We start from the raw sequence: 25,835 nt of genomic DNA, 5'->3' as shown, positions 1-25,835 counted from the left end.
CGGTATCCTCCTAATTCAATCTGATCTCTCCCACTCGGGACAGACCCCGAATTCGATCCGCCGTGCGGCAAGCAATCGCCTGAATTGTCAGGGACGGATTCGCGCCGCCCACGGTCGGAAACACGGAGCCGTCGCAAATCCAGAGATTGGGGATGTCCCAGCTGCGGCAGTCCGCATTGACGACGCTGTTGTCCGGCCGATCGCCCATCCGGGCCGTACCGTTGAGATGACAGGTGTCGTCTTCCTGCACCCACAAGTCTTTGGCGCCGATCGCGCCCAGAGCCCGGCTCATGAAGGCGACGGAGTGATCGATCAGGCGCTTGTCGTTATCGCACCAGGAGTAGGTAACGCGCGGAATTCTCAGCCCGTATTGATCGACTTCGTCGGCCAACGTGACGCGGTTGCTTTCCTGAGGCAGCATCTCCCCAACGATCTTCAAGCCCACGACGTGGTTATAACGCTTCATCGCCTCGACCAGTCGCGTCCCCCACAGACCATGCGCCGTCGCTTGCGTGTTGGCCCATAGCTGCGGAAGGGGGCCCTGGCTCATGTAAGCGTAGCCACCAAAGAAATCCTTGCCCTCATCCTCGTAATTCCAGTGCTCGGTGATGGCGAGGGACGGAGGTCCCTTGTACGAGCGGACCTCCTCGTCCATCTCGCCCCACACCGCCTGGTTTGCTTGTGCCATTAGATTCTTGCCGACAAGTCCGGACCTGTTTGCCAGGCCATCCGGAAACTTGTCGGTCGCCGAATTCAGCAGGAGCCTCGGTGTTTCGATCGCGTAGCCGGCCACCACCACGTTGCGCGCCTTCTGAAAGCGCCACTGGTTCTGGCGGTTATAGTGCACACCGACGGCGAGGCCATTCGCGTCGGTCTCGATCCGGCCGACCATGGCGAGATCCCGGATCTCGGCGCCGGCAGACAGAGCGCGCGGAATCCACGTCACGAGCGCGCTTTGCTTGGCATTCGTCGAGCAACCGGTCACGCAGAAGCCGCGATAGACGCATGGATGTGCGAGGCCGCGCGGCGCAGAGAGGGTTGCGAGCGGCGTCTCGGTCCAGCCGATACCAAGGGCTTCGCAGCCGCGCGCGAGCGCGCGGGCAGCAGCATTGAGCGGATGGGCGCGATAAGGATAGCGCGGACGCGGCGGTCCCCAGGGGTAGTTGACAGGGCCGGAGACTTTAAGGGCCTGCTCGACTTCCGTGTAGTAAGCCCACATCTCGCGCCAATCGATCGGCCAGTCCGCACCGTAGCCAAGTTTGGTCCTGGCTTTGAACCATTCCGGCCGGAACCGGAGCGATACCATTGCGAAATGCACGGTCGAGCCTCCGACGGCCTTGCCGCTGTTGTTGCTTCCGAGCTGCAAGGGATTGTCACCATCGACAATGCGGTCGTCTGTCCAATAAAGCTTGGTCTGCTCGGACTCGTCGGAGGCGAAATCCTCAAGGGGCCGGAAGTAAGGGCCGGCATCGAGGGCCACCACCGTGAACCCGTATTCGGCCAACTTGCAGGCGAGCGTCGCACCGCCGGCCCCAGTCCCGACGATCACGAAGTCAACCGCCTCATGCTCGGCGTATTGTTTCATGCTCACCCAGCGGCCGGGTCGAAAGACGTCGGGCGCGCGGCCGTTGATTGCACGTGGACTGTGAAGCGGATCATCGGACATTTCGATTGATCCTCCGAGCTTCGACCTCCCGGCCCGGCATGGCTTCGGCCGCCTCCCAGGGATCACGGTCGTTGAAATCGAGCCGCACGTAGCCGCGCGGACTGGCGGGTCCGCCCCACCCCACCTCGCTCCACGCAGTAGGGTGAGAATAGTAAGCCAGAACTACATCGCGCAGCAGACGATGTTTGAAGAAGATCTGCGACGGCATGCCGGCCCATTCCGGCGCGTTCAATTCGCCCGCCTCGCAGCGCCTTAGTAGATCGTCTTGATCGCCATCAGCGACCGCTGCGAAGCCACAGTCGTGGCGGGCTCTCGCCTCCGCATTCAGGGCTCCGAGCCCCCTTCGCCAAGCTTCGCCGTCGCCCGGCAGGCCCACGACACGATAGCCGTCCATCACGCCGGCTCGCAGCTTTTGATCAAGCAGGCCGGCCACGGGAACAGGCGACCTCGACGCAGGTTGCGGCACGATGCGATCGGCGATTGCGGTGAGCACTTCAAACTCATCCAGGGTCAGGAATTGCGGCTCGTCTGGCACCTGCAAGCGAGCCGCGATCACCTCCCGCGTCTTCTCATTCCAGGATGGGCTCCGCCATTTCGCAAGCACGTCATAGCCAGGGTAGGCATTGTGAAGCTCCGCCTTCCGATCAAGCATCTCGTGCCTCTCTGATCAACTCGAGCGCAGCAAGCCCAGCCATTGCGAGCCCAGCGAAGCTTGGGGGTGCCGGCAGAGGCGGTCCGTTGAGGATGTTTTGGCTCCAATTGCGCCAGCCGCCCATGTTTCGCGAGACGCCATAGGCGTGAAAGCCAACGCCGGCAAAACCCATCAACGCAAGCAGCCGCATCCACCATCGCGCAAGGCCGCGCATCCGCCTTCCACCGTTCAATACCGCGCCGGCGAGTAAGCCAGCGCCGATCGGCGGGAGGGTCACGGGAACGGCCATGAAGGGGTTGTGAAAGGCTCCGCGAAAATGGAGCAACCCCGCCTCTCCCGAGGTTCCAAGGAGGCCCAGCGCTGATACTGTTGCGACCGTCTCAGCCGCGGGAAGCTTGAAGATCCGACGAGACCGCCGGCGCCCGTTGGCGCGCACACGTTCCGAGCAAAAGCCCAACATCCCGGAGAGCAGAATAGCCATCGGCGCGCCCAGGGGAGCACCGTAGAATACGTTCTGCCAGCTCAGGCCGCCGACTTTTTTCGTCACATTGTAGATGTGAAAGCCTGTCCCAATCAGGCCGGTGACGGCCGCCGAAAGATACGACGCGTCTCGTGCTCTGTGTGCAACCGGGCGCCGGTCCGCCGTGCCGTGCAGGCTCATTGCCAAGGTCAACCCGGCAACGACCAGCGGGGTGAACATCGCCTTATTCTTGAATGACCCACGGTAGTGCTCGAGAGCGCTGTCGGCAAGGACGGACGCGGCCAACATGCCCGCGGCTCGATTCAGACGCCGGGCTGCCGAAACGGTCTCGGCCTCGCGCTGCGCGGAGCGGGAGAGCGAGCGAGGTACCGACAGACGCAGCGGTCTTGCCCGCATCGCTTCGACGGGCAGAGCTTGGAAGCTTCCGCGCGCCTTATCTTTTCTAGCCTGGTTAGATCGCATAGCGCTCAGCATCCGCTTCCTTTAAGATCAAGCCGTTGCCCGCTACCGACAGGTCGGGCTGGATCGCACCATTACGTGGCTTCGGCGCGCCGTCGAAAAGCATATGTTCGATGCGAACGTGATCGTGAAACCATTCCAGATGCCGTAGGCGCGGCACAGCACAGGCGGCGTGGAGATGCAGAGCCGGCGCGCAATGGCCCGACAGATCGATTTGGTGCGCCTCGCAAAGCGAGGCGATTTTCAGAAACCCGGTTACGCCGCCGCACCGGGTGATATCGGCCTGCTGAACGTCGACTGCCGACGCTTCCAGCATCGTCCGCACATAGTCTGTGGTGTAAGCGTACTCACCCGCAGCAACCTCCATGCCTGCCGGGGCACGGGCGCGAACCGCATGCAAGCCCGCGAGGTCGTCCGACGACACCGGCTCCTCAAACCATTTGACACGGTGAGGCTCGAAGAGATCCGCAAGCTCTAGCGCTTGTTTCACCGAGTAAGCACCGTTTGCATCGACGAAGAGATTGGCGCGTTCGCCAATCGCGCGGCTTGCCACTTGCACGCGATGCGGATCGAGGTCCGGCTCCGAGCCCACTTTCATCTTGACGTTCGTGCACCCAGCGTCGGCAACCCACTTGCCGAGCTGTTCGGCCAATTCGGTGTCCGAGTAAGTCGTGAAACCTCCGCTTCCATAGATCGGGACATTTCTTCGGTAGCTTCCGAGCAGCTGAGCCAGGGGCACACCCCAAATCCGCGCCTTCAAGTCATAGAGAGCCGTATCGACCGCCGAGATAGCATTCGCAGCGAGGCCTTCGCGTCCCAGATTGCGAACCGCGCGCTGCATCGCCATCCAAGCGGTTTCGGGCGCGAGGGCATTCATCCCGCAGACGATCGAGGCGAGCTTGCTCGTGATGAGCGCAACTATGCTGTGGTCAGAATACGTGTAACCAAGCCCGGACTTGGCGCCGGCCGCGACTTCGACCAGAACTAAAGTTGTGGAATTCCAACTCATCGTCCCGTCGGCCTCCGGTCGATCGGTTGGAATCTCGAAGGCACGAGCCTTGACTGCCTCGACAGAGATCTCGACCATCATTCCTTCCCGGGCAGTACGCTCGTCAACAGCTCCTTGGCGCTGTTCTTCAGAACGCTGCCGAGCTCCGGCTCCGAAGGAATCATACTGACGAAATTCTTGGCGTCCTTGAGCGTGATGTGGGGCGGCAGCGGTGGAACGTTGGGATCGGTGTACGCCTCAAGGACCACGGGACAATCCGCCGATAATGCCTCATCCCAAGCAGGGCCGACTCGGTCCGGATTGTCGACAAAGATACCCTTGAGGCCGATCAGCTCGGCGTAGCGGTGGTAGGGAAAATTTGGGATGCTCTGGGTAGAAAGCGTCTTTCCCGCACCGAGCTGAATCCGCTCCTCCCACGTGACTTGATTGAGATCGCGGTTGTTGAGGACGAGCACGATCAGGCGTGGATTTGACCAGGCCCGCCAATATTTCGAGATGGTGATGAGGACGTTCAGTCCGTTCATCTGCATCGCACCGTCGCCCATGCAGGCGATGACTGTCCTGTCCGGATAGGCCATCTTCCCTGCCAAGGCGTAAGGTGTTCCTGCACCCAGGGAAGCCAGACCTCCGGAGAGCGAAGCTTTCATGCCCCGGCGCATTTTCAGATCGCGCGCATACCAATTGGCCACTGAGCCTGAATCCGCAGTGATGATCGCGTTCTCAGGGAGACGGGGCGAGAGCTCCCAGAATACGCGTTGCGGATTGAGCGGCTCCGCCGAATCCATGGCGCGCTTTTCAAGCGTCTGCCACCATTCCTGCACGCCTTGCTCGATGTCACTTCGCCAAGATGACTTTTGCTTCTGCTGAAGATGCGGCAGCAGCGCCTGCAACGCCAAGGAGCTGTCCCCGACGATGTTGACTTCCATGGGGTAACGCAGGCTCAACCTGGCGCCGTCGATATCGATCTGAACGCCGCGCGCCGCGCCGGGCTTCGGCAGAAACTCGCTGTAGGGAAACGACGAACCGACCATCAGGAAGGTGTCGCAATTCTTCATGAGGTCCCAACTCGGCTTGGTGCCGAGCAGTCCGATCGAACCGGTTACAAAGGGGAGTTCGTCCGGGACGGCCGCCTTTCCAAGGAGGGCTTTGGCCACACCGGCCTGCAGGCGTTCGGCCATCGCAATGACCTCGTCGGTGGCACCCAAGGCGCCTGCTCCGACAAGCATTGCGACCTTATTGCCCTCGTTCAGAACTCCGGCGGCGGCGCGCAACAAATCGTCATCCGGACGCTTCGCGGGCTCGGCGTAGCCAACGCCGGTGTGGGTCGCACCGTGGGCGAGAGGGGGATCTTTGTAATCCAGTTCCTGCACATCTTTCGGCAGGATCACGCAGGCGACGGCACGTTTGTTGTGGGCAATTCGTACAGCGCGATCGATCAAGTGGCGCACCTGCTCGGGCACGCTTGCCTGCCCGACGTATTCGGCGACGTCCTGAAACAGAACCTGCAGATCGACTTCCTGCTGATAGCTCGCCCCGATTGCGCTCCTCGCCTGTTGGCCCACGAGAGCAACCACCGGAACGTGGTCCATCTTGGCGTCGTAGAGCCCGTTAAGAAGGTGAATTGCGCCAGGCCCTGAGGTCGCATAGCAAAGTCCCACCTGCCCCGTGAACTTCGCATGAGCGGAGGCCATGAAGGCCGCCATCTCTTCGTGCCGGACCTGGACGTAATCGATCACGTCTCTCGCGCGTTCGATAGCGACGTCCAGTCCACCGACGCCATCGCCGGGATAGCCATAGACCCGGCGCAATCCCCATTCGGACAACCGGTGCCAAACGAATTCGCTGACATTCATTGGATTTTCTCGCGGTTCTTTCGCGCTCGACGCTGGAGCAACGGTCAGGCAACCAGAACGTTTCGGAGTTCGGTTGGCCATCACCTACGATGTGCGTACGCTCGCGTACGTCTCGCTTCGGCGGCACCAGACGAACATCGCGGGGCCTGCTTTTGAGAGACGCGATGTTCGCCAAGGTGCGAGGATCTACTTGGAGTTGGCGCTGCTGTTTGAAGAGCTTGAGCCCGTCGTCCCCTGAGAGTTAGCTGAGGAGCCGGATCCTGTTGTGGTCGCGTTCATCGCTTCGAACACCGACATGCCATGAGGACCAATCGTCATCACCATGGGATTTCCGTCCTTGGTTTTGGCCTGCACGACGAAGGATTCGGCCACGACTTTGATGTCGGTGAAGCCTGCCTTCTTGAGATCGTCTTGAATTTTTTGTACCGCCGTGTTTTGGCCCGAGTTGGCGGCTGACTGCGTGGTACTCGTGGAATTCGTGCCACCACCTTGCGCCAGTGCTGGAGTGGCGGCCATCGCGGCGAGCAGGATTCCCGCCAAAAGCGTCGTCTTCATCGCTGTCTCCTTTCAGTTTGGAAAGCCGAACATCACCACAGCGCTTGCCGGCTACAGACGTTCCGACCGAAACGGCGTGCGCGATCTGATGTCAGTACGAGACCGAACGAAGGCACGCTCCCGATTGCCCTCAAGAGCCGAAGTTCAGCGGGAAAGCATCTCGGGAGCCGGCCTCTCGACCCCAGCGGAGACCAGTTCTTTCGTTTCAAAGAGCAGCCGGCTTGCATGGCTGAATATCTCGTAACCATCGTCACGTGCGACGGCGACGAGCGTAACGCCCGCCCGCTCGGCGGTCTCGATCGCCAGCGAAGTCGGCGCTGAAACGGCGACAAGAAGCGGCACGCCCATGCGTGCGGTTTTCTGCACCAATTCGACGGAGACCCGACTCGTTATGAGGACAGCCCCCCGCGACGTCTCCAGGCCGGCTCTGGCTATCGCACCAGCGAGCTTGTCCAGCGCATTGTGGCGTCCGACGTCCTCCCTGACCAATCGAATGTCATCGCCGCCCCAGAACGCCGCCGCGTGCATCGCGCCCGTCGCCTGGTTATGTTGCTGGAGCGGCCGCAACGAGGCCATCGCCTTCAAAATGTCAAACGGGTGAAATCCAGCGAGGCTGACGACGCGCGCCGGGCGTGGGCAGGCCTGCTCCAAACTCTCGATTCCGCAAAGGCCGCAGCCGACCGGCCCGACCATCGCCCTCCGCCTGTTGGCAAGGAGATCAGCATGCGAGCCGCCGAGCCAGATCCGCAGTTCGCACCCCAGCTCGAGCTCGACGGTGTCGATGCTGAGGATGTCATCACAGTCGTCCACAATGCCTTCGCTTAAGGTAAAGCCGATACCGAAGTCTACGAGATCGGCTGGCGAGGCCATCATTACCGCATAGGTCGATCCGTTGTAGGTGAGCGCTATCGGCCGCTCCTCTGCGACTCTGCGCGAAGACGGGATCGGATCGCGCCCTCGCCAGACCAGCTCTGGCTTGTTGAGTGTGCAGCGATCATCCATGGCCGGCTCCGAGATTGGCGTCTGGCAACCTCTGCCGGGCGCCCCGGTTCCTCGCCCCTATCGAACGAACTCGCCCAATCAACATCGCCCGAGTGCGCGATTTCCGGTACGGCAGCGAGCAAACTATCTATCGCGAATGAGACGCGCCATCCGCCGTCCGATCGAAGACTTTGGTGTCGTTGGCCTTTTTCCGCAGCACTATCTCCGTTCTCGGAGTGGCAAGAAGGGCCGAGCCGAGGAACCGCCATCACGAACATACGTTGGCGATGCACCGGGTCTGGCGGGTTCCGGAAGAGAAGCAAGATCATGGCGCGACCGAACAAGGCTGGCGACGAAACTCCCAATACAGTTGAATACGACGGTCCAGCCGGCGGATGGGGCTCTCTCGAAGGGATTGCCCGGATATTCGGCAAAGAGTGGGATTCGCCGGCGGCGCTGAATACCCTTCGCCGGCAAAACAAGCCGAAAGGCTTCATGTGCGTTTCCTGCTCGTGGGCAAAGCCGGCCGATTACCACACGTTCGAATTCTGCGAGAACGGCGCCAAGGCGACCCTTTGGGAGTTGACCTCACGCCGCTGCACGCCGGAGTTCTTCGCCCAGCACACACTGACCGAGCTGCTCTCCTGGAGCGATTACGACCTCGAGCAGCAGGGACGACTGACACACCCTCTGCGCTACGACAGTGCCACTGACAAATACGTGCCCTGCTCCTGGGATGAGGCGTTTCAAGCTATCGGTTCGCAATTGAAGGCTCTCGATCCAAAGTCGGTCGTGTTCTATTCATCGGGTCGCGCCAGCCTTGAGACCTCCTATCTCTATGCCCTGTTCGCGCGGGTTTATGGCAACAACAACCTGCCTGATAGTTCGAACATGTGCCACGAAACGACGTCCGTGGCGCTCAAAAAGCTGATTGGCGCTGGCGTTGGAACCGTGGTCTTCGACGACCTCAGCAACTGCGATGCAATGTTCTTCTTCGGGCAGAATACGGGATCGAACAGTCCGCGCTTCCTGCATCCACTCCAGGACGCGGCCAAGCGCGGTGTACAGATCATCACCTTCAATCCTGTGCGTGAAAAGGGCCTCGAAGTCTTCATCAATCCCCAGAATCCGGCGGAGATGCTTACGGGCAAGGCTACGCAGATCAGCAGCCAGTACCACCAGGTGAAAGTTGGCGGTGACATCGCGGTCATCGTCGGCATCTGCAAGCATGTCTTCGCCGCCGACGACGCGGCAAAGCAGCAAGGCAAACGTGTCATCGATGCTCCCTTCATCGAGCAGCACACGCACGGTTCCGAAGACTTCGAGGCCAAAGTCCGAGCGACTTCCTGGGAGGAAATCGAAGCCGCCTCTGGCCTGAGCCGATCCGTCATTGAGGAGGCCGCGCAGGTTTATGTCGAGGCAGACCGCGTAATCGGCATCTACGGCATGGGCCTGACCCAGCACGTGCACGGCTTTCAGAACGTGGCAATGCTCGTCAACATGCTGCTTCTGAAGGGAAACATCGGGCGAGACGGCACCGGGATTTCGCCGGTGCGTGGGCATTCTAATGTGCAGGGTCAGCGCACCGTCGGCATTTCGGAGAAACCCGAGCTGGTTCCCCTCGACAAATACGCCAAGCAGTTCGGGTTCGAGCCACCGCGCGAAAAGGGCATGAATACCGTCGAGACCTGCGAAGGCGTTCTGGCCGGCAAGGTCAAGGCCTTCGTCGGGTTAGGTGGAAACTTCGTGCGAGCCATTCCCGAGCGGTCGAAGATGGAAAAGGCCTGGCGCGGCCTCGAGCTAACGGTGCAGATCGCGACCAAGCTCAATCGCAGCCACCTGATCCATGGCAAGGCCGCGTATCTGCTGCCCTGCCTCGGCCGCACCGAGGAAGACATTCAGGCGAGCGGGCAGCAAGCCCTCACCATGGAGGACACGTTCAGCTGCATCCAGGGCTCGATCGGGCTGAGCAAACCGGCGAGCGAGCATCTCAAATCCGAAGTCGCGATAGTCGCGGGTCTCGCCAAGGCGACGCTGCGGTCCTACCCCAAACTGGCCTGGGATGCGTGGGTCGGCAATTACGACCTGATCCGCAACGAGATCGCCGAAACCTATCCGGACGAATTCCACGACTTCAACGCGCGCATGTTCACGCCGGGCGGCTTCTACCGCGGCAACTCGGCCCGCGAACGGATCTGGAAGACCGAAAGCGGCAAGGCCGAATTCACCGTGCCGGACACGCTGACCTCGACCGGCTTTTCCGATGCGGCTGGCCGCTACCGGCTGCTGACCATGCGCAGCAACGACCAGTTCAACACGACCATCTACGGCTACAGCGACCGCCTGCGCGGCATCGAGGGTACGCGGGACGTGCTGCTGATGAATCCGGACGAGATCGCGCGCGCCGGTCTGCAGGACGGCCAGATGGTTTCGCTGGTCAGTGACGCCGAGGACGGCGTCTCGCGCGAAGTGGGACCGCTCAAGGTGACTCCGTTCAAACTGCCGGACGGCTGCGTCGGCGCTTACTACCCGGAAATGAATCCGCTGATCCCGCTGTCGCACCACGACAAGCACTCCAAGACGCCGGCGGCAAAATCGGTCCCGGTTCGCATTCGCGCGTGACGACACGGCTACGGCAGGGGGCCGATGCATGCAGCTTTTTCGTCCCGGCGCGAACACGATCGCCACGCTGGTGATCGCGGCGATTGGAGCAACCCCGGTGCTGGCCGTCGGTCTGTCCTATCAATTGATGCGGTCGCCCTATGTGACCGACCAGCACGTCACGCGGAACCAGCCGGTGCCGTTCAGCCACGAGCATCATGTCTCGGGGCTCGGGCTCGACTGCCGTTACTGTCACACCTCGGTCGAGAAGGCGCGCTTTGCCGGCATGCCGCCGACCGAGACCTGCATGACCTGCCATTCGCAGATCTGGACCAACGCGCAGATGCTGGTGCCGGTGCGCGAGAGTCTCGCCAAAGGCCAGCCGATCGCATGGACGCGTGTCCACCGGCTGCCGGATTACGTTTATTTCGATCATTCGGTTCACGTCGCCAAGGGCGTCGGCTGCACCACCTGCCATGGCGAGGTCGGACAGATGCGGCTGATGCGGCAGGCGGCGCCGCTCACGATGCAATGGTGCCTCGACTGCCACCGCAACCCCGCACCGCATTTGCGTCCCGCCGAGGCGGTGTTCGACCCTAACTGGCACGCACCGAAAGACCAGGCCGAGGCCGGCGCGAAGCTCGCCGCGACCTATCACATCCACACGGATCATTTGACGGACTGCACAATATGCCACCGCTGACCGAATTGCCGACGCGGCCCGAGCCGGCGCGGCGCAGCAAGCTCAACCGGCGCCAGGCCCTCAGCCTGCTGGCGACCGGCATGGCCAGCAGCCTGGCGGCCTGCAGCAAGCCGGACCAGCAGATCCTGCCCTATGTCCGGATGCCGGAGCGGATCGTTCCCGGCGAACCGCTGAAATTCGCGACGACGCTCGGACTTGCCGGACTAGGGCGCGGCGTCATCGTCACCGCGATCGACGGACGGCCGATCAAGGTGGAAGGCAATCCGCGCCATCCCGGCAGTCTCGGCGCCACCGACGTGTTCGCCGAGGCCGCGGTGCTGTCGCTCTACGATCCGGACCGCTCGCGCACCATCCTTCATGACGGCGCCATTGCGTCGCGCGAAGCGCTGCAAGGTGCGCTGGCAAGCCAGCTCGCCGACGCCCGCAATCGTCAGGGCGACGGCCTGCGGCTATTGACCGGCCGCACCACATCGCCGACCGCGCTCCGCCAGATCGATGCCCTGCTCCAAGCGTTCCCCGCCGCGGCGTGGCACGCCTACGACCCGACCGACGACGACAACGCGCGCCAGGGCAGCCAGCTCGCGCATGGCCGGCCGCTTCGCGGCGTCGCCGACCTCGCCAAGGCGCGCGTGATCGTTGCGCTGGATGCCGATCCGATCGGGCACGGGCCCGACCAGATCCGGCACGGCCGCGGCTTCGCCGAAGGCCGAAGCGATGCCAACAGCTTCTCGCGTCTCTATTGCCTCGAAAGCGGCTTCACGCTGACAGGCGCCAAGGCCGACCAGCGGCTGGCACTGCGACCCGAGGCCATCGAACGCTTCGCGATGAGTCTGGCGGGGGATCTCGGTGAAGCTCGAGGCGCAACGGAGCTCCCCGAGCGCGAGCGCGCGCTGCTGCGCAAGATGTCGACGGACCTCAGCGGGCACAGGGGCGCAGCGCTCGTCATGGCGGGACCAACGCTGTCGAAGGAGATCCATGCGCTGGTTCACTGGATCAATGCGCAGATCGATGCACCAGTCCGTCTCATCGAGCCGATCGATCGCACGCCGTCGGGCCAGCAGGCCGCCACCCTCGAACAGCTCGCGGGCGATCTCGCGGCGGGGCGCGTGCGCCAGCTTGTCATCGTCGGCGCGAACCCTGTTTATGACGCGCCGGCCGATCTGCAATTCGGGGCGCGGCTGCAGCAGGCGCCGTTCCGTTTGCATATGGGCGAGTATGTCGACGAGACGGCGGCACTCGCAACCTGGCATGTTCCGCAGCATCACGCGCTCGAAGCCTGGTCAGATCTGCGCGCCAGCGACGGCACCGCGAGCATCGTCCAGCCGCTGATCCGGCCGCTCTACGACAGCCACGGCGTTCACGAGCTGCTGGCATGGCTCGCCGGGGAGCAGGATGCGAGCGCCTACGACCTGGTGCGGCAGACCTGGCAAAGCGCGGCCACCGGCGATTTCGAGGCGTGGTGGAAGCAGGCGCTGCACGACGGCGTCATCGCCGGGCCCGGCGCCGCCGCCGTCAGCGCGGCCCCGCAACTACTGCCGATGCCGGGCGGCGACGCGCAGGACACGCACGCCGGCGGCATGACCCTGGTCCTGCGTTCCGATCCTTGCCTGTGGGACGGCTCCTTCGCCAACAACGCCTGGCTGCAGGAGTGCCCCAAGCCGCTGACCAAGCAGGTCTGGGGCAATGCGCTCGCGCTGCATCCCGACGACGCGGCAAGGCTCGGCATCGCCTCCGGCGATATCGTCACGATCGGCGCCGGCGACCGAACGCTTGACGTGCCGGTTCTGACCGAACCGGGGGCCGCCGCCGGCGTCGGCACGCTCACGCTCGGCGGAGGCCGGCACAGCGCGGGCGCGATCGGCAATGGCGTCGGCGCCAATGCCTATGCGCTGCGAAGCGCCGACAATCGCTGGCGCATTGCGGGCGTCTCGGTCACGCGAACCGGCCGCCGGGAGCCGATCCTCACGACGCAGAACGTGGTGCGGACGCCGGACGACGTTCGCGAACTCTATCCGCTTTACGAGCTCGGCCATACACCGGCCGCGGCAGCCTCGGACGACACGCCGAGCCTGATGCCGCGAACCATCCAGTCGAGCGACGGCCATGCCTGGGCGATGGTGATCGATACGTCGGTCTGCATCGGCTGCAATGCCTGCGTGGTGTCGTGCCAGGCCGAGAATAACGTTCCGGTCGTGGGACCGGAGCAGATCGCGATGGGACGCGACATGCACTGGATGCGCGTCGATGTCTACGATCACGGGGTCGCGAACGGGAGGCCACTCGGCTTCCAGCCGGTCCCCTGCATGCACTGCGAGCATGCGCCGTGCGAGCCGGTCTGCCCGGTCGCGGCCTCCGTGCACGATCACGAGGGCCTCAACGGGCAGGTCTACAATCGTTGCATCGGGACCCGCTTCTGCGAGGCCAACTGCCCCTACAAGGTCCGGCGCTTCAATTTCTTCGGCTACGCCGACGGCGAGGAGTACGCCAATCTCGGCGCCGAGTCCTATCGCGGGCAGAAGAATCCGGAGGTGACCGTCCGCGCCCGCGGCGTGATGGAGAAGTGCACCTATTGCGTCCAGCGGATCAGCGGCGCGCGGCGCAGCGCGGAGCGCGAGAACCGCACGCTAGGTCCGGACGAGGTCCGCACCGCCTGTCAGAACGCCTGCCCGACGTGCGCCATCAGCTTTGGCGACCTCAACCAGGCTGACGCCGAGATCAACCGCGGCAAGGCCGACCCGCGCCACTATGCCCTGCTCGGGCATCTCGGCACGCGGCCGCGGACCACTTATCTGGCCGACCTGCGCAACCCCGCGGAGGAGCAGACATGAGCCGGGTCCTCGTGCCGCAACAGCCGCCCGCGCATCGCTGGATTTCGGCGGAGCGCGCCGACGACGTCGCGATCACCCAGGCCATCGCCGGCCCGCTGTTCACCGGGTTCGGCAAGCGCTGGTGGCTCGCGCTGCTCGCCACCCTGCCCTTCGTGTTCTGGCTGCTGGTCGCGATCGTCTGGCTATTCTACCGCGGCATCGGCATCTGGGGCATCAACTCCACCATCGTGTGGGGCGTTGCCATCGCCAATTACGTCTGGTGGATCGGCATCGGCAACGCCGGCACGCTGATCTCGGCGATGCTGCTGCTGACCCGGCAGCGATGGCGCGCCTCGATCAACCGCTTCGCGGAGGCCATGACGCTGTTCGCGGTCGCGATCGCCGGGCTGATGCCGATCATCCATCTCGGCCGGCCGATCTATGCCTACTGGCTCGCGCCCTATCCGAACACGATGGCGCTGTGGCCGCAATGGCGCAGCGCGCTGGTCTGGGACTTCTGGGCCATCGTCAGCTATCTGCTGTTCTCCATCCTGTTCTGGTACGTCAGTCTCATCCCCGACCTCGCCACCATGCGCGACCGCGCGCCGTGGCGAGGGGCCCAGCTTGTCTACGGCGCTTTCGCGCTCGGCTGGCGCGGCTCGGCGCGGGAATGGTCGCGCCTCCAGACGCTGCACAGCACGATGGCGGCGCTCGGCGTGCCGCTGGTCTGTTCGGTCCATTCGATCGTTGGCCTCGACTTCGCCGCCAGCCTCATGCCCGGCTGGCAGGAGAGCATCTTCCCGCCCTATTTCGTGGTCGGCGCGATGTATTCCGGCTTCGCGATGGTCGTCGTGCTCGCAGCGGGGATACGATGGGGGCTCGGCCTCCAGGCCATCATTACGCCCCGGCATTTCGACGCGATGGCCCGCATCCTGTTGATGGCCTCCATCGTGATGTTCTATTCCTATGCGACCGAGTGGTTCATGGGCTGGTATGGCGGCGAGCATGCCGACCGCGCCGTTGTGCGCTTCGAGTTCACCGGCACCTACGCGCCGCTGTACTGGGCGCTCCTGACCTGCAACTGCCTCGTGCCTCAGCTCCTGTGGTGGCCGTTTGCGCGACGTTCGTTGCCGGTGCTCATTCTTGTCGCCATCGCTATCAACATCGGAATGTGGCTCGAGCGTATCCTCATCGTCTGGAATACGCTGTCGCACGACTACATGCCTTCGCTATGGCGCAGTTTCCATTTTACCTTCTGGGACTGCAGCTTCCTGATCGCGCCACTCGGCTTCTTTGCCTTCCTGTTCCTGCTCTTCATGCGGCTGATCCCGAGCGTGTCGATGTTCGACATGCGCGAACTCGCCCACGAGGAGGCCGCCGCATGACCGCGACGCTGGTAGCGCAGTTCCTCGACGCCGAAACGCTGCAAGCCGCGCTGCAGCGCGTGAAGAGCACGGGTCATGCCGCATTGGATGCCTTCACCCCCTACCCGATCGATGGGCTGGCGGAGCAGCTCGGACTCGATCGCTCGCGGATAAGGGTGGCGATGCTGATCGGCGGGCTCGCGACCGCCGCTTTCGCGTTCGGCCTGCAATGGTACAGCGCCGTGATCGATTATCCGATCGACAGCGGTGGGCGGCCGCTCAATTCCTGGCAGGTCTTCCTGCTCGTCCCCTTCGAGGTCGGGATCTTTGCCGCCGCCCTCGCCGGCGTAATCGCCTTTCTCCGGTCGTGCCGTCTACCGCGGCTGCACGATGCCCTGTTCGAAATCCCGGGCTTCGAGCGCGCGACCCAGGATCGCTACATCCTGGTCGCCGCCTCCGAAGCCGATCCCAACGACTTGCGGACGGTGCTCACCGATGCCGGTGCCGTCGCAGTGACGGAGCTGCGCTTGCCATGACGATCCGCCGGCTGCTCTGTTTGATGATGCTCCCGGCCGCGCTCGGCGGCTGCGGCGATCATTCGATGACGCAGCAGAACCGCTACGGCACGTTCACCAAGGCAGCGCTGTTCAAGGACGGGACCGAAGCCCAGGTCCCGCCGAAGGGCGCGATCGCGCAGGGCGAGCTCGACCGCGCTCGGCAGGTCGCGACGCCGCCGCCCGTCGACATGACGCTGCTGGCGCGCGGCCGCGAGCGTTTCGGCATCTACTGTTCGCCCTGCCACGGACTCTCCGGCCATGGCGACGGCATGATCGTGCAGCGCGGCTTTCCCGCCCCGCCGTCGTTTCATTCGAGCCGGCTGCGCGCCGCCGACGCCCGGCACTTCTTCGACGTGATCACCAACGGTTACGGCGCGATGTATTCCTATGCCGCGCGCGTCGAGCCCCACGACCGTTGGGCCATCATCGCCTATATCCGCGCGCTTCAACAGTCGCAGCAGACCGATGTGGCCGAGGTCCCGCAGCTGAGGAGCAAGCTGCCATGACCGCCGCGCTGCATCGGCAGACCCTCTCCGCATTCGGCAACCGGCATGCGGCGGCAGGGCTTGTATTGCTGACACTCACGACCGCGCTGGTGCTCGTTCTGGGGCGGCTCGGTGTTTATCCGCCTCTACTGCAGGGCTGGTTGCTGGCTTTCGCCATCTGGAGCTGCGTCCCGGTCGGTAGCATGAATTTGCTACTCATCCACCGCCTGACCGGCGGGGTTTGGGGCATCGCCGCTGCACCGGTCCTGCGTCCGCTCGCCGCCATGATGCCTCTCGTTGCCATTGCGTTCGTCGCGGTCCTCGCCGCTCTGCCGTCGATCTATCCGTGGGCCGCGAATCCCGGCGAGATCAAGCCGGACGTCGCGGTCTGGTATCTGAACCAGACGTCATTCATCCTGCGGGCCGTGGTCACCCTGGCAGGGTGGTCGGTTCTTGCGATGATCTTTGGGTCTTGTCTCGGCGGAAGGCTGCTGGCCGGGCTCGGCCTTGCTTTCTACGGGCTCACCATCAGCATGGTTGCGGTGGACTGGTTCCTGTCGATCGAACCCCATTACGTGTCCACCGCTTTTGCGTCGATGATCGCGATCCAGCAGTTGCTTGCGGCTCTCGCCGTGCTGGGCGTTGTCGGGATCGGGAATGTGGGAGGACGGGCTAGGAGCGACATCGGCAAGCTGCTGATGGCGACGCTGCTTGGCGTCGTCTATCTCTCTTACATGACGTTCGTAGTCGCCTGGTATGGCGATCTGCCTCACAAGGCCGAATGGTTTCTCAAGCGCGGCACCGACACATGGGCTGCAATTTTGATCGCGACCTTTCTCATTGGCGCGGTTCTGCCGTTCACGATGCTTCTGCTCGCGGGCGTGCGCGCCAGCCGCGCCGGCCTGCGTGCAGTTGGTGTTCTCCTGCTGCTCGGGACCGGCCTGCACTTCGCCTGGCTCATCCTGCCCGCGTTCGCCCGGCAATCCGCCGCTGCACTCACCGGCCTTGGTTCGCTCCTCGTCATGACCGCTTCGTCCGTGCTGTTCGGTCGAGGGCTCACATTTGAGGGTGGGCGCCATGCCGATTGAGGAGATGGGACATCGCGCGCTGCCGCAACCGGCCGATGTCGACAACCGCGTTGTGCTGGCAGTTGTCGGCGGCTTCCTGCTGTTCGTGGCGGCGGCCATCGCAGGAATCCTGCTGTTTCTGAATGCGCAGGTGCCAAGCGCCTTCTTGCCACGCGACGAGCTGCGGTTTCCCGCGCCGGAGCTGCAGACGTCCCCGCAGGCCGACCTCGCGCGTTTCGAAGCCGAGCAGCAGGCCCGGCTCTCAGGCTATGCCTGGGTCGATCGCGACCATGATATCGCGCGCATCCCGGTCGATGAGGCGATGCAGCTCGTCGCAGGACGGGGTCAGCACGCCTATGATGCTCCCCAAGCTCAGCCTGCCCTGGAGCCCGCGGCCAGCGGAGATAAGCCATGAGGCGCGCTCTGTTTGTCCTCGCGCTTGGGATGTGGCCGGCATTCGCACAAGCTGGATTAACAGAGCAGCAGATCGAGCGCGTGGCCGTCGACCCGCCCGCCGGTGCGCATGTTCCGCTCACCTTGCAATTCACCGGCCTCGACGGCCATCCCGTGTCAGTCGGCGATGCGATCGACGGACGTCCGACGCTGCTGATCCCGGCAGACTTCACCTGCCAGCAGATCTGCGGGCCGGCGCTGACGATTGCCAGCTCTGCCTTGCAGCAGACCGGCCTCGCTGCGGGACGCGACTACAGCATCGTCATCGTCGGGATCGATCCGCGCGACAGCCGCGATGACGCGCGCCGCTTCACGGAGGGACAGATCGGCCAGGCAGGGACATCGGTCCTGAGCGGATCGCCCGACAACGTCCAGATGCTGCTCGATAGCGTCGGTTATCACACCGCGGTGGACCGCAGCCGCGACGCCATCGCGCATCCGGCGGCCTTCGTCACTCTTGCACCGGACGGCCGGGTCGTCCGAGCGCTCTCCAGTCTCGCGCTCCGGCCCGCCGATCTGCGCCTTGCGCTGCTCGAGGCGGGCAACGGCCGCATCGGCGGGCTCCCCGGCCGTATCGCGCTGCTGTGCTACGGCTTCGATGCGGTGCACGGCATCTATACCAGCAGGATCGCCGCGATTTTGCAGCTTCTCGGCGCCGCAACCATCGCCGCCATGGCGGGGCTGATCGGACTGTTGCTGTTGCGCGGCAAACGACGCGGAGCTTCGGCATGAACTCGCTGGTCAGCCTGCCGGAGGCCAGCACGCACGCCGGCGCGGTCGATCACATTTTCTACCTCCTGCTGGCGCTGTCCGGCACGACCGTCATTCTGGTGTTCGGGCTCATCCTGCTGTTCGCCGTGCGCTACCGGCGCGGATCGAAGGCCAAGCGCGGTCCGATGCCAGAGATTCTTAGTCGCGAGTTCGAGATCGGCTGGACGCTCGCCACGCTCCTCACCTTCATATTTCTATTCTGGTGGGCCTCCTCCGCCGACCTCAGCAGCCTCGCCGCGCCGCCCCATGCGCTAGAGATCCATGTGGTCGCGAAGCAGTGGATGTGGAAGACGCAGCACACGAACGGGGCCCGCGAGATCAACGCGCTGCATGTGCCGCTCAACCGGCCGGTGCATCTGCTGATGAGTTCGCAAGACGTCATCCACTCGTTCTTCGTGCCGGCGTTCCGCGTCAAGCAGGACGTGGTGCCCGGCCGCGATACCGATATCTGGTTCCAGGCGAGCAAGCGTGGCACCTTCCCGCTTCTGTGCGCCGAATATTGCGGCACCAACCATTCGATGATGCGAGGCAAGATCGTGGTCATGCGCCAGGATGACTATGCTCGGTGGTTGACCCAGCAACCCGAAGGCGACGATCTCGCGCATGAGGGCGCCAAGCTGTTCGTCTCGCAGGGATGCGCGGGCTGTCACGCAGCCTCGTCCAACGTTCACGCACCGCGCCTGGCGGGCCTCTATGGCCGCACAGTGCAACTGGCGGATGGTCGCACCGTTTCCGCCAGCGACGCCTATATCCGCGATTCGATCCTGCAGCCGAAGCGCGACGTCGTGGCCGGCTTTGAGCCGATCATGCCGAGCTTCAAGGGGTTGCTCGATGACGGCGAAATCCAGAGCCTTACCGCCTATATCCGCTCGCTTCGGGAGGAGCAGCAAAATGACTGACGCCCTGCTCGCCGGAGAGCTGCCGCTACCGCCGCGCCCGGATTATCTCCGCCACGGTTCCACGATCCGGTCATGGCTTGCCACCACCGATCACAAGCGCATCGCGATCCTCTACGCCGTGACCATCACGGTCTTCTTCTTCATGGGCGGCGCTGCGATCACGGCCGTGCGGCTCGAATTGTTTCAACCCAACGGATGGTTGTTGACCTCGGACACCTACAACAAGCTGTTCTCGTTCCACGGGATCATCATGGTCTGGTTCTTCCTCGTGCCATCGATCCCCAACACGTTCGGCAATTTCCTGCTGCCGCTGATGATCGGAGCCCCCGACGTCGCTTTTCCGCGCCTCAATCTTTTCAGCTGGTATTTGACCATCGCAGCCGGCGCATTCACCGTCTATGCCCTCGTTGCGGGCGGCGTCGACACCGGCTGGACGTTCTACACGCCTTACTCATCGATGTTCTCCAACACCCATGTCTTCGCGGCGGCGGCCGGCGTGTTTGTGGTCGGGTTTGCCAGCATCTCCACGGGCGTGAACTTCATCGCGACCACCCACATGCTACGCGCTCCCGGCATGACCTGGTTCCGGCTGCCGCTGTTCGTCTGGGCAATCTACGCGACATCGCTGATCATGGTGCTCGCAACGCCGGTTCTCGCGATCTCGCTTCTGCTCGTGATCGCCGAGCGCGTGCTGGGACTGCCGATCTTCGATCCCGCGCGCGGCGGCGATCCGATCCTGTTCCAACACTTGTTCTGGTTCTACTCACACCCCGCCGTTTACATCATGGTCTTGCCAGCCATGGGCGTCGTGTCCGAGATCATCCCGTGCTTCGCAAGGCGGCGGATCTTCGGATACGACTTCATGGTCTACGCCATGCTTGCGATCGCCGGCATCGGCTTCTTCGTCTGGGGGCACCACATGTTCGTATCCGGGCAGTCAGCCCTGGCGAGCCTGGTGTTCTCCTTCCTCTCCTTCATCATCGCGGTGCCTTCGGCCATCAAGGTCTTCAACTGGACCGCTTCGCTCTATCGCGGCCAGATCAGCTTCGAATCCCCGATGCTCTATGCGCTCGGCTTCGTCGGCCTGTTTACGACTGGCGGGCTCTCCGGACTTTTCCTCGCCTCGATCCCCATCGATATCCATGTGACCGATACCTATTTCGTGGTTGCTCACTTCCACTACATCATGGTCGGCGGCTCTGTTTCCGCCTTTTTTGCCGGCCTGCATTTCTGGTGGCCCAAGGTGACTGGCCGGCTCTATCCAGAGCGCTGGGCGAAGTTCGCCGCCATTCTTATGTATGCCGGCTTCAACATGACGTTCCTGCCCCAATTCTTCGCCGGTTATCTCGGCATGCCCAGGCGCTATCACACCTATCCGGCGGAGTTTCAGATCTACAACGTGATGTCGTCGGCCGGCGCGGCGGTGCTCGCGCTCGCCTATTTGCTGCCGCTCGGCTATCTGACCTGGTCGCTCTTCTACGGCGGAAAAGCCGCCAGGAATCCGTGGAGCGCCACCGGCCTCGAATGGACCACGAGTTCGCCGCCGCCGCCCAAGAATTTCGACCGGCAGCCTCGCGTCGACCGCGCGCCCTATGACTACCACGCCGAAGGAGTGTCCGCCGGAACCGCCCCTCCGGAAATGCAGAACGCGAGAGAAACGCGATGACCGACGAAAGTGCACTGCTGAGAGAACCCTGGATCGATTTCGGCCGGCAGCTTGAGGCGGGCAAGTTCGGCATCTGGGTCTTCCTGGCCAGCGAGACGCTGTTCTTTGGCGCCTTGTTGCTGACCTATACCGTGTGCCGGATCGAACACCCGGACGCGTTCGCGGCCGCCGGCCGCGAAACCAATGTCTGGTACGGTACGATCAATACCGCCGTGCTGTTGACCAGCAGCCTGACTATGGCGGTCGCCGCGCAAGCGGCCAAGGAGTCTGCGCGATTGCGGCGGGTTGTCCTCGCGGGCCTCATGATCACGGCGATGCTCGGTCTCGCTTTCATCGTCATCAAGGGCTTCGAATACAAGGAGGACCTTGACAAGCACCTCGTCCCAGGAGCCGGGTTTGCGTTGCCTCAGCCCGGGGCCCAATTGTTTTACGGATTTTATTGGCTGGTCACGGGTGTGCACGCGATCCACCTGTCGATCGGCATCGCCCTGGTGAGCCGCTTGATCTGGGTGCTCTACCGGCGCGAACTACCCGCGAAAGACAATCCCGAAATTGAGGTAACGGCCCTGTATTGGCACCTGGTCGATATTGTATGGATTTTCCTCTACCCTCTCATCTACTTGCCGGGACGAGCATCATGAGCGGGCGAGGCGCATCAAATGACATCCGCCGCCTATGGGTGAGGAACCTGATAATCTGGGCCGCGCTACTCCTTCTTCTGCTGCTGAGCCTCGTTGCGGCCTACATCCCGATGGGCCGAATTACCACTGCAAGCGGCATCGTCATTGCCGGGGCAAAGTCGACGCTGGTCGTCCTGCTTTTTATGGAACTTTCTTCAGCGAAGCCGTTGATCCGCCTCGCGGCGATCTCGGGGCTTGTCTTTCTGATCGCGATGTTCGCATTGACCTTCGCTGACGTCCTCGCACGACCCTAAGCGCATGCACCCACTTGGTGAGCAACTACACCGCTGGCCGGACCAAGACGCTCTGATGCAGCCACGTCCAAAGGCAGATTTGAGGAAAAGGAGGACTTTTCGCCGAGGACGTGACTGCACCAGTTCGCTTCGGGGAGGCCTGCTCGTCATAGAGGCACGGCAGGACGCTACCCAGACGAGATTAATCTCCTCACGAGTTTTGAAACTCCTTCATGTCGAGCCGCAGGCCGGCTTTGCTTGCCTGATCTGCCGTGACGTAAGGCAGGCCATAGTAGCTGAGTTTCGGGCTCCATCGCCCCGTTTCACCTGGGTAAGGAAAGGCGTAGGTCCCTCCGCCGGCAGACGCTTCGCGGGATATCACGACTGCCGCAAGCTTGCCGCTGTTGTCGAAAACCAGATCGGAGACATAGCCATAACCTTGCCCCGCCTGCAGCCGCGCGTAGTCGCCGATGATTTTCGAGATCGAGAACTCGTGCGGCTCCGCTTGTGCTTGGCTGGGATCGACGAAGAGGCCGTATTCTCGCGACCTCAAATCGGCGAAGTCGGCAACGAGAGCCCCTTCGTGAAGCGGCCGCAGCACTCGCTTGAAGGGAATCCGCGAGATGAACTCGGGCTCGTCCTTTGTTCTAAAGCCTTCAACGAGCAACGAAACAATTTGCCCGTCGTCCGCCAGAATCATGTTCCGCACGGCTCCCAAATATTCGCCTTTCAGGGAAAAGACCGCACTTCCGAGCAAGCGCGAGGCACGGTATCCATCGTAAACCGTTCTGGAGAACTGTGGGGAATGTGCTGATTGTTCCGTCGCAACCGGCGTTGCCGTCTCGGACCACGCGGCGACCGGCAGAACGGGGCTTGAAATTGTGCCAATGAGAATTGCGAGGGCGATCCTGCTCTTTACCCACATTCCATTGCTCCTGCGATGGGGATTGTTCTGGCATCTTTCATCTCATAATCGTTTCCGGTGCCGAGAGTTCGAGGTAGCCTCAACAAACGGTCCGCTTCCGTGCCAAGTAAAGCGGGAAGCGCGTCATGACTTTTCCGAGCAGTCGCGAAGGCGGCGACAGAATGAGCGGACCCAGTCAAGCCTGTGTCGGCTCGCGCTGCTCCAGTGTTGCGCATGCGACGCCGATGAGGCCGTAGAGGGAGCGATCGAAAGTCGCCGTCAGGTTTCTCCTGACACATGGCACCTTAAGCCCGACTGTGATCGGAAGGCCGTGCTCCCACATGTCAACAAATGGCCCTTCACGGAGAATAATATGTTGAGGGATGAAATCGCACGCAGCCGTACGTTTTCTGACCGGCCGCTTCCGTTCGAACCAGAGCAGGGGAGAAAAGAACCGCCGTACCACTTCACCAATGATTTGGTCCGCCGCCTGCCAGATTGGTCACGCTCTCTGCTGGTTGGTCGCTGCGACTATGTGAGATTAAAACCGAGACAAATGTTGCAAGAGCGCAATCTTCCACTGCGGTACGCCTATTTTCCAGAACACGGCGCCGCCTCGCTGACCGCCACGGCTGGAAATTGCCTGCCCGTCGAGATACAGACCGTCGGGGCAAAAGACTTTATTGGCATCCCCCTGATTCTCGGCATGCGAGTTTCCCCTCACCGCTGCATGGTTCAGGTCCCTGGCAAGGCCCTGCGCATCGAAGCCGATGCGCTGATCGAGTTGATCAAGAGCGACGTCGAAATCGAGAAACTACTCCTGCGGTACGTTCAGGCTACCTTGATCCACAGTTCCCAGCTGGCCGCATGTAACTCGCGTCACAGCCTGCAACAACGACTGGCTCGGTGGCTACTCATTGCGGAGGACAAATTGTCATCCGACGAAATCCCCCTCACGCATCGATGCATGGCACAAGCGCTGGGTGTTCGGCGCGCCGGCATCACTACGACAATGGGCGACATGGAAGCGCGAGGCATTATCAAGCAAAGTCGCGCTCAGATCGAGATTCTTGATAAGGCTCGTCTCGAGGAATTATCATGCAACTGCCATCGGGTGATTTTAACGGCACATGAGAATTCTCTCGATGCAACCAATACTGGGCGGGCAATCAATGCGTGACCTCTGGCCGCGATGCGGATAGCCGCCGAACGCCTCGATCCGCTGTATTGTCCGGACTCGTACCAACATCGTGTTGGCGCAGCGAACGGGACCTATGTCACCTCGTGCTCACCGCAAGCTGCCTGTAGATCGACCGCGGGAGCCTTGCCTCCATCAGTCGCAACCCCGTCGTCGGCGCTCGTCGAGCCAGCTTACCTGTGAATTGAACGACCGCCTGCGGCTAGGAGCCTGTCACCCGCTTGCCGACCCCCATCGCCTCCAGGAACAACAACGCGTTCGGGAAATACGGCGCCATGGCCCGACTTGCGCCCCTGGCGTTCGTGTTTTTCACACCGATCGGCAAGTAAGTTTTCCATCTTTCGCCAATCTGGACCTTCGGGTCCGGCGTTCTTGCTATAGCCGTGCTCGCGGAATGGATCCGCGTAGCAACAGACCAGCTTTCCTCCCACACCGGTCCTGCCCTGGGCGGCCTTCTGACGGTCAACCTGGGAAGCCTGGCAGAACTCATTCTTGCGCTATTCGTTCTCGCCGGCGGGCAGGTGGAGGTTGTCCACGCCCAGATCACCGGATCCATTGCAGCAACCTGCTTGCTGGGGCTCGGGCTGGCCATCGTCACCGGCGGGTTCAATCGCGAGCGTCAAAGTTTCGCCGAAGCGCGCGCTGGATTGTTGTCGAGCATGCTCGTCCTGTCCGTGATCGCTCTGCTCCTGCCGGCTGTATTCGACTACACGGGCCGTAGCATCCGTCATATCAACAACGTGAGCGCCTCGGACGAATTGCTTAGCCTGGCCGTGTCCGTCGTCCTGCTGATACTTTACTCCGGAGATCTCGTCTTCACGCTAATCACTTACCGGAACGTCTTCGCGACCAATGAGGAGTCTTCTACCACACCTGCGTGGTCCGTAACCGCCTGTTTGATTGTCTTGCTGGCGTGCACCGGCGCGGCGGCCCTGCAGAGCGAATTTGTCTCCGGCGCCCTGACGGAGACTGCCAAATCCGCGGACGTGACGCCACTTTTTCTGGGCGTCGTCGTACTTGCGCTCGTCGGCACCAGTTCGGGTATATTTTGCCGCTGTCTGGTTTGCTCGACGCGACCGAATGGGTCTCGTGATGACGCTCTGCATCGGTTCGGCGATCCAAATCGCGCTCGTCGTGGCTCCGCTTCTGGTTATTTTCTCCTGGTTGATCGGGAAGCCAATGACCCTCGTGTTTCAGAACCCGGTCGACCTGTTTTCGATCGCGGGCACTGCGTTCATCGTAAATTCAATCACGAGAGACGCCGAGACCACCTGGTTCGAAGGCCTGCTGCTTATTGGCGTCTATGTCGTTCTGGCACTTGCGTACTATTTCTCTTGAAGCGCAAACGCGGAGACGATCTTGATGTCGGCAGCTCGGAGGTATACCGCCGCGAGCTGCTTCTCTGGCACCCGCACGCAATGCAGGCCGAGCGCCTTTCTCCCGCCTCATTGGCGATGAGGAATGCCTTCGCTGGTAACAGCTATAGAATGACTTCCCCTGCCAAAAAGGCCAGGATGACGAAAACCACGAAGATCGCTACGGCCGCGAAAAACAGCCACTTGGCAATCGTGGATGCACCGGCAGCGATGCCGCTGAAGCCGAGCAGTCCGGCTATGATCGATATGACAAAAAAGATCAACGCCCACTTCAGCATGCCAGGCTCCTACTGCTTTCCTTACAGATGAGGCAGGGCAAGTTAGGTTCGAAAGCCCATCCACTTTCATGCGCTCCGATCTTGCCTATGCAGCAATCGTCGTGAGCTTGGGGCGTTCCGAGTCCGGCACAATATTT

Annotated in this window: 23 protein-coding genes and 1 pseudogene; 15 read left to right on the top strand and 9 right to left on the bottom strand. The window is 62.5% G+C overall.

Annotated elements, in window-relative coordinates; translation table 11 throughout:
- Positions 1–10 precede the first annotated feature (10 nt).
- The 7 genes from JQ580_RS28015 to fdhD form a co-directional block, all read right to left on the bottom strand.
- Positions 11–1,666, bottom strand: a complete 1,656-nt coding sequence (locus JQ580_RS28015; RefSeq protein ID WP_212283685.1) for a GMC family oxidoreductase — start codon at positions 1,664–1,666, stop codon at positions 11–13.
- Complete coding sequence (locus JQ580_RS28010; protein WP_212283683.1) at positions 1,656–2,318, bottom strand: gluconate 2-dehydrogenase subunit 3 family protein; 663 nt, start codon at positions 2,316–2,318, stop codon at positions 1,656–1,658. The genes JQ580_RS28015 and JQ580_RS28010 overlap by 11 nt, the downstream gene beginning before the upstream one ends.
- Positions 2,311–3,018, bottom strand: coding sequence for a hypothetical protein (locus JQ580_RS28005; protein WP_249134478.1), 708 nt, complete (start codon positions 3,016–3,018; stop codon positions 2,311–2,313). Before JQ580_RS28005 ends, JQ580_RS28010 begins: the two co-directional genes overlap by 8 nt.
- Positions 3,019–3,250: 232 nt before the next feature.
- Entirely contained in the window at positions 3,251–4,348 is a 1,098-nt protein-coding gene (locus tag JQ580_RS28000; protein ID WP_212283681.1) for an enolase C-terminal domain-like protein, read from the bottom strand.
- On the bottom strand, positions 4,345–6,120 hold the full coding sequence (locus JQ580_RS27995; RefSeq protein ID WP_212283679.1) for a thiamine pyrophosphate-requiring protein: 1,776 nt from the start codon (positions 6,118–6,120) through the stop codon (positions 4,345–4,347). Before JQ580_RS27995 ends, JQ580_RS28000 begins: the two co-directional genes overlap by 4 nt.
- Before the next feature lie 186 nt (positions 6,121–6,306).
- Complete coding sequence (locus tag JQ580_RS27990; RefSeq protein ID WP_212283677.1) at positions 6,307–6,675, bottom strand: hypothetical protein; 369 nt, start codon at positions 6,673–6,675, stop codon at positions 6,307–6,309.
- A 144-nt stretch (positions 6,676–6,819) separates the two neighbouring features.
- Positions 6,820–7,677, bottom strand: a complete 858-nt coding sequence (gene fdhD / locus JQ580_RS27985; protein ID WP_212283675.1) for a formate dehydrogenase accessory sulfurtransferase FdhD — start codon at positions 7,675–7,677, stop codon at positions 6,820–6,822.
- A 306-nt stretch (positions 7,678–7,983) separates the two neighbouring features.
- Here fdhD and JQ580_RS27980 point away from each other — a divergent pair, with 306 nt between their 5' ends.
- From JQ580_RS27980 to JQ580_RS27920, 13 genes are read left to right on the top strand one after another with little or no spacing between them, the layout of a single operon-like run.
- Positions 7,984–10,278, top strand: a complete 2,295-nt coding sequence (locus JQ580_RS27980) for an FdhF/YdeP family oxidoreductase (protein WP_212283673.1) — start codon at positions 7,984–7,986, stop codon at positions 10,276–10,278.
- 28 nt (positions 10,279–10,306) lie between these two features.
- The gene (locus tag JQ580_RS27975) at positions 10,307–10,960 is read left to right on the top strand and encodes a cytochrome c3 family protein (RefSeq protein WP_212283671.1); all 654 of its coding nucleotides are present in this window, start codon (positions 10,307–10,309) and stop codon (positions 10,958–10,960) included.
- Entirely contained in the window at positions 10,948–13,788 is a 2,841-nt protein-coding gene (locus tag JQ580_RS27970) for a 4Fe-4S dicluster domain-containing protein (RefSeq protein WP_212283669.1), read from the top strand. The genes JQ580_RS27975 and JQ580_RS27970 overlap by 13 nt, the downstream gene beginning before the upstream one ends.
- Positions 13,785–15,152 (top strand): NrfD/PsrC family molybdoenzyme membrane anchor subunit, encoded by a 1,368-nt coding sequence (gene nrfD, locus JQ580_RS27965; protein WP_212283667.1) that lies wholly within the window; start codon positions 13,785–13,787, stop codon positions 15,150–15,152. Before JQ580_RS27970 ends, nrfD begins: the two co-directional genes overlap by 4 nt.
- On the top strand, positions 15,149–15,667 hold the full coding sequence (locus tag JQ580_RS27960; RefSeq protein ID WP_212283665.1) for a DUF3341 domain-containing protein: 519 nt from the start codon (positions 15,149–15,151) through the stop codon (positions 15,665–15,667). The genes nrfD and JQ580_RS27960 overlap by 4 nt, the downstream gene beginning before the upstream one ends.
- 2 nt (positions 15,668–15,669) lie before the next feature.
- Entirely contained in the window at positions 15,670–16,194 is a 525-nt protein-coding gene (locus JQ580_RS27955) for a c-type cytochrome (RefSeq protein WP_212283801.1), read from the top strand.
- Complete coding sequence (locus tag JQ580_RS27950; protein ID WP_212283663.1) at positions 16,191–17,261, top strand: hypothetical protein; 1,071 nt, start codon at positions 16,191–16,193, stop codon at positions 17,259–17,261. The genes JQ580_RS27955 and JQ580_RS27950 overlap by 4 nt, the downstream gene beginning before the upstream one ends.
- The gene (locus JQ580_RS27945) at positions 17,251–17,655 is read left to right on the top strand and encodes a hypothetical protein (RefSeq protein WP_212283800.1); all 405 of its coding nucleotides are present in this window, start codon (positions 17,251–17,253) and stop codon (positions 17,653–17,655) included. The genes JQ580_RS27950 and JQ580_RS27945 overlap by 11 nt, the downstream gene beginning before the upstream one ends.
- Positions 17,652–18,425: an SCO family protein gene (locus JQ580_RS27940; protein ID WP_212283661.1), complete on the top strand. Its 774-nt coding sequence runs from the start codon at positions 17,652–17,654 to the stop codon at positions 18,423–18,425. Before JQ580_RS27945 ends, JQ580_RS27940 begins: the two co-directional genes overlap by 4 nt.
- Positions 18,422–19,363, top strand: coding sequence for a cytochrome c oxidase subunit II (coxB, locus tag JQ580_RS27935; RefSeq protein ID WP_212283659.1), 942 nt, complete (start codon positions 18,422–18,424; stop codon positions 19,361–19,363). The genes JQ580_RS27940 and coxB overlap by 4 nt, the downstream gene beginning before the upstream one ends.
- Positions 19,356–21,029, top strand: coding sequence for a cytochrome c oxidase subunit I (locus JQ580_RS27930; RefSeq protein ID WP_212283657.1), 1,674 nt, complete (start codon positions 19,356–19,358; stop codon positions 21,027–21,029). The genes coxB and JQ580_RS27930 overlap by 8 nt, the downstream gene beginning before the upstream one ends.
- Entirely contained in the window at positions 21,026–21,670 is a 645-nt protein-coding gene (locus JQ580_RS27925; protein ID WP_212283655.1) for a cytochrome c oxidase subunit 3 family protein, read from the top strand. The genes JQ580_RS27930 and JQ580_RS27925 overlap by 4 nt, the downstream gene beginning before the upstream one ends.
- Positions 21,667–21,963, top strand: coding sequence for a cytochrome C oxidase subunit IV family protein (locus JQ580_RS27920; RefSeq protein ID WP_212283653.1), 297 nt, complete (start codon positions 21,667–21,669; stop codon positions 21,961–21,963). The genes JQ580_RS27925 and JQ580_RS27920 overlap by 4 nt, the downstream gene beginning before the upstream one ends.
- Before the next feature lie 190 nt (positions 21,964–22,153).
- Here JQ580_RS27920 and JQ580_RS27915 read toward each other — a convergent pair whose 3' ends face one another.
- A complete protein-coding gene (locus JQ580_RS27915) occupies positions 22,154–22,867 on the bottom strand; it encodes a PRC-barrel domain-containing protein (RefSeq protein WP_212283651.1) in 714 nt (237 codons plus the stop codon).
- A gap of 352 nt (positions 22,868–23,219) precedes the next feature.
- Here JQ580_RS27915 and JQ580_RS27910 point away from each other — a divergent pair, with 352 nt between their 5' ends.
- Both JQ580_RS27910 and JQ580_RS27905 read left to right on the top strand, forming a co-directional pair.
- On the top strand, positions 23,220–24,026 hold the full coding sequence (locus JQ580_RS27910) for a Crp/Fnr family transcriptional regulator (protein ID WP_212283649.1): 807 nt from the start codon (positions 23,220–23,222) through the stop codon (positions 24,024–24,026).
- 401 nt (positions 24,027–24,427) lie between these two features.
- Positions 24,428–24,802: pseudogene (locus JQ580_RS27905) on the top strand (calcium/proton exchanger); the annotation flags it as partial.
- A 722-nt stretch (positions 24,803–25,524) separates the two neighbouring features.
- Here the strand turns inward: JQ580_RS27905 and JQ580_RS27895 are convergent.
- Complete coding sequence (locus JQ580_RS27895; protein WP_212283645.1) at positions 25,525–25,698, bottom strand: DUF1328 domain-containing protein; 174 nt, start codon at positions 25,696–25,698, stop codon at positions 25,525–25,527.
- Between the last annotated feature and the right edge of the window lie 137 nt (positions 25,699–25,835).

The organism is Bradyrhizobium sp. SZCCT0148, from assembly GCF_018129985.1.
In the GTDB taxonomy this organism is placed as follows: domain Bacteria; phylum Pseudomonadota; class Alphaproteobacteria; order Rhizobiales; family Xanthobacteraceae; genus Bradyrhizobium; species Bradyrhizobium japonicum_H.
This window is presented reverse-complemented; position numbering and strand designations above follow the sequence as displayed.

Coding starts and splice junctions, on each gene's coding strand:
- nrfD (WP_212283667.1), top strand. CDS start 13,785: ATGAGCCGGGTCCTCGTGCCGCAACAGCCGCCCGCGCATCGCTGGATT.
- JQ580_RS27895 (WP_212283645.1), bottom strand. CDS start 25,698: ATGCTGAAGTGGGCGTTGATCTTTTTTGTCATATCGATCATAGCCGGA.
- JQ580_RS27945 (WP_212283800.1), top strand. CDS start 17,251: ATGCCGATTGAGGAGATGGGACATCGCGCGCTGCCGCAACCGGCCGAT.
- JQ580_RS27970 (WP_212283669.1), top strand. CDS start 10,948: ATGCCACCGCTGACCGAATTGCCGACGCGGCCCGAGCCGGCGCGGCGC.
- JQ580_RS27925 (WP_212283655.1), top strand. CDS start 21,026: ATGACCGACGAAAGTGCACTGCTGAGAGAACCCTGGATCGATTTCGGC.
- JQ580_RS27975 (WP_212283671.1), top strand. CDS start 10,307: ATGCAGCTTTTTCGTCCCGGCGCGAACACGATCGCCACGCTGGTGATC.
- JQ580_RS27915 (WP_212283651.1), bottom strand. CDS start 22,867: ATGTGGGTAAAGAGCAGGATCGCCCTCGCAATTCTCATTGGCACAATT.
- JQ580_RS27980 (WP_212283673.1), top strand. CDS start 7,984: ATGGCGCGACCGAACAAGGCTGGCGACGAAACTCCCAATACAGTTGAA.
- JQ580_RS27950 (WP_212283663.1), top strand. CDS start 16,191: ATGACCGCCGCGCTGCATCGGCAGACCCTCTCCGCATTCGGCAACCGG.
- coxB (WP_212283659.1), top strand. CDS start 18,422: ATGAACTCGCTGGTCAGCCTGCCGGAGGCCAGCACGCACGCCGGCGCG.
- JQ580_RS28015 (WP_212283685.1), bottom strand. CDS start 1,666: ATGTCCGATGATCCGCTTCACAGTCCACGTGCAATCAACGGCCGCGCG.
- JQ580_RS27920 (WP_212283653.1), top strand. CDS start 21,667: ATGAGCGGGCGAGGCGCATCAAATGACATCCGCCGCCTATGGGTGAGG.
- JQ580_RS27930 (WP_212283657.1), top strand. CDS start 19,356: ATGACTGACGCCCTGCTCGCCGGAGAGCTGCCGCTACCGCCGCGCCCG.
- fdhD (WP_212283675.1), bottom strand. CDS start 7,677: ATGGATGATCGCTGCACACTCAACAAGCCAGAGCTGGTCTGGCGAGGG.
- JQ580_RS28000 (WP_212283681.1), bottom strand. CDS start 4,348: ATGATGGTCGAGATCTCTGTCGAGGCAGTCAAGGCTCGTGCCTTCGAG.
- JQ580_RS27990 (WP_212283677.1), bottom strand. CDS start 6,675: ATGAAGACGACGCTTTTGGCGGGAATCCTGCTCGCCGCGATGGCCGCC.
- JQ580_RS27940 (WP_212283661.1), top strand. CDS start 17,652: ATGAGGCGCGCTCTGTTTGTCCTCGCGCTTGGGATGTGGCCGGCATTC.
- JQ580_RS27910 (WP_212283649.1), top strand. CDS start 23,220: ATGTTGAGGGATGAAATCGCACGCAGCCGTACGTTTTCTGACCGGCCG.
- JQ580_RS28005 (WP_249134478.1), bottom strand. CDS start 3,018: ATGTTCACCCCGCTGGTCGTTGCCGGGTTGACCTTGGCAATGAGCCTG.
- JQ580_RS28010 (WP_212283683.1), bottom strand. CDS start 2,318: ATGCTTGATCGGAAGGCGGAGCTTCACAATGCCTACCCTGGCTATGAC.
- JQ580_RS27960 (WP_212283665.1), top strand. CDS start 15,149: ATGACCGCGACGCTGGTAGCGCAGTTCCTCGACGCCGAAACGCTGCAA.
- JQ580_RS27995 (WP_212283679.1), bottom strand. CDS start 6,120: ATGAATGTCAGCGAATTCGTTTGGCACCGGTTGTCCGAATGGGGATTG.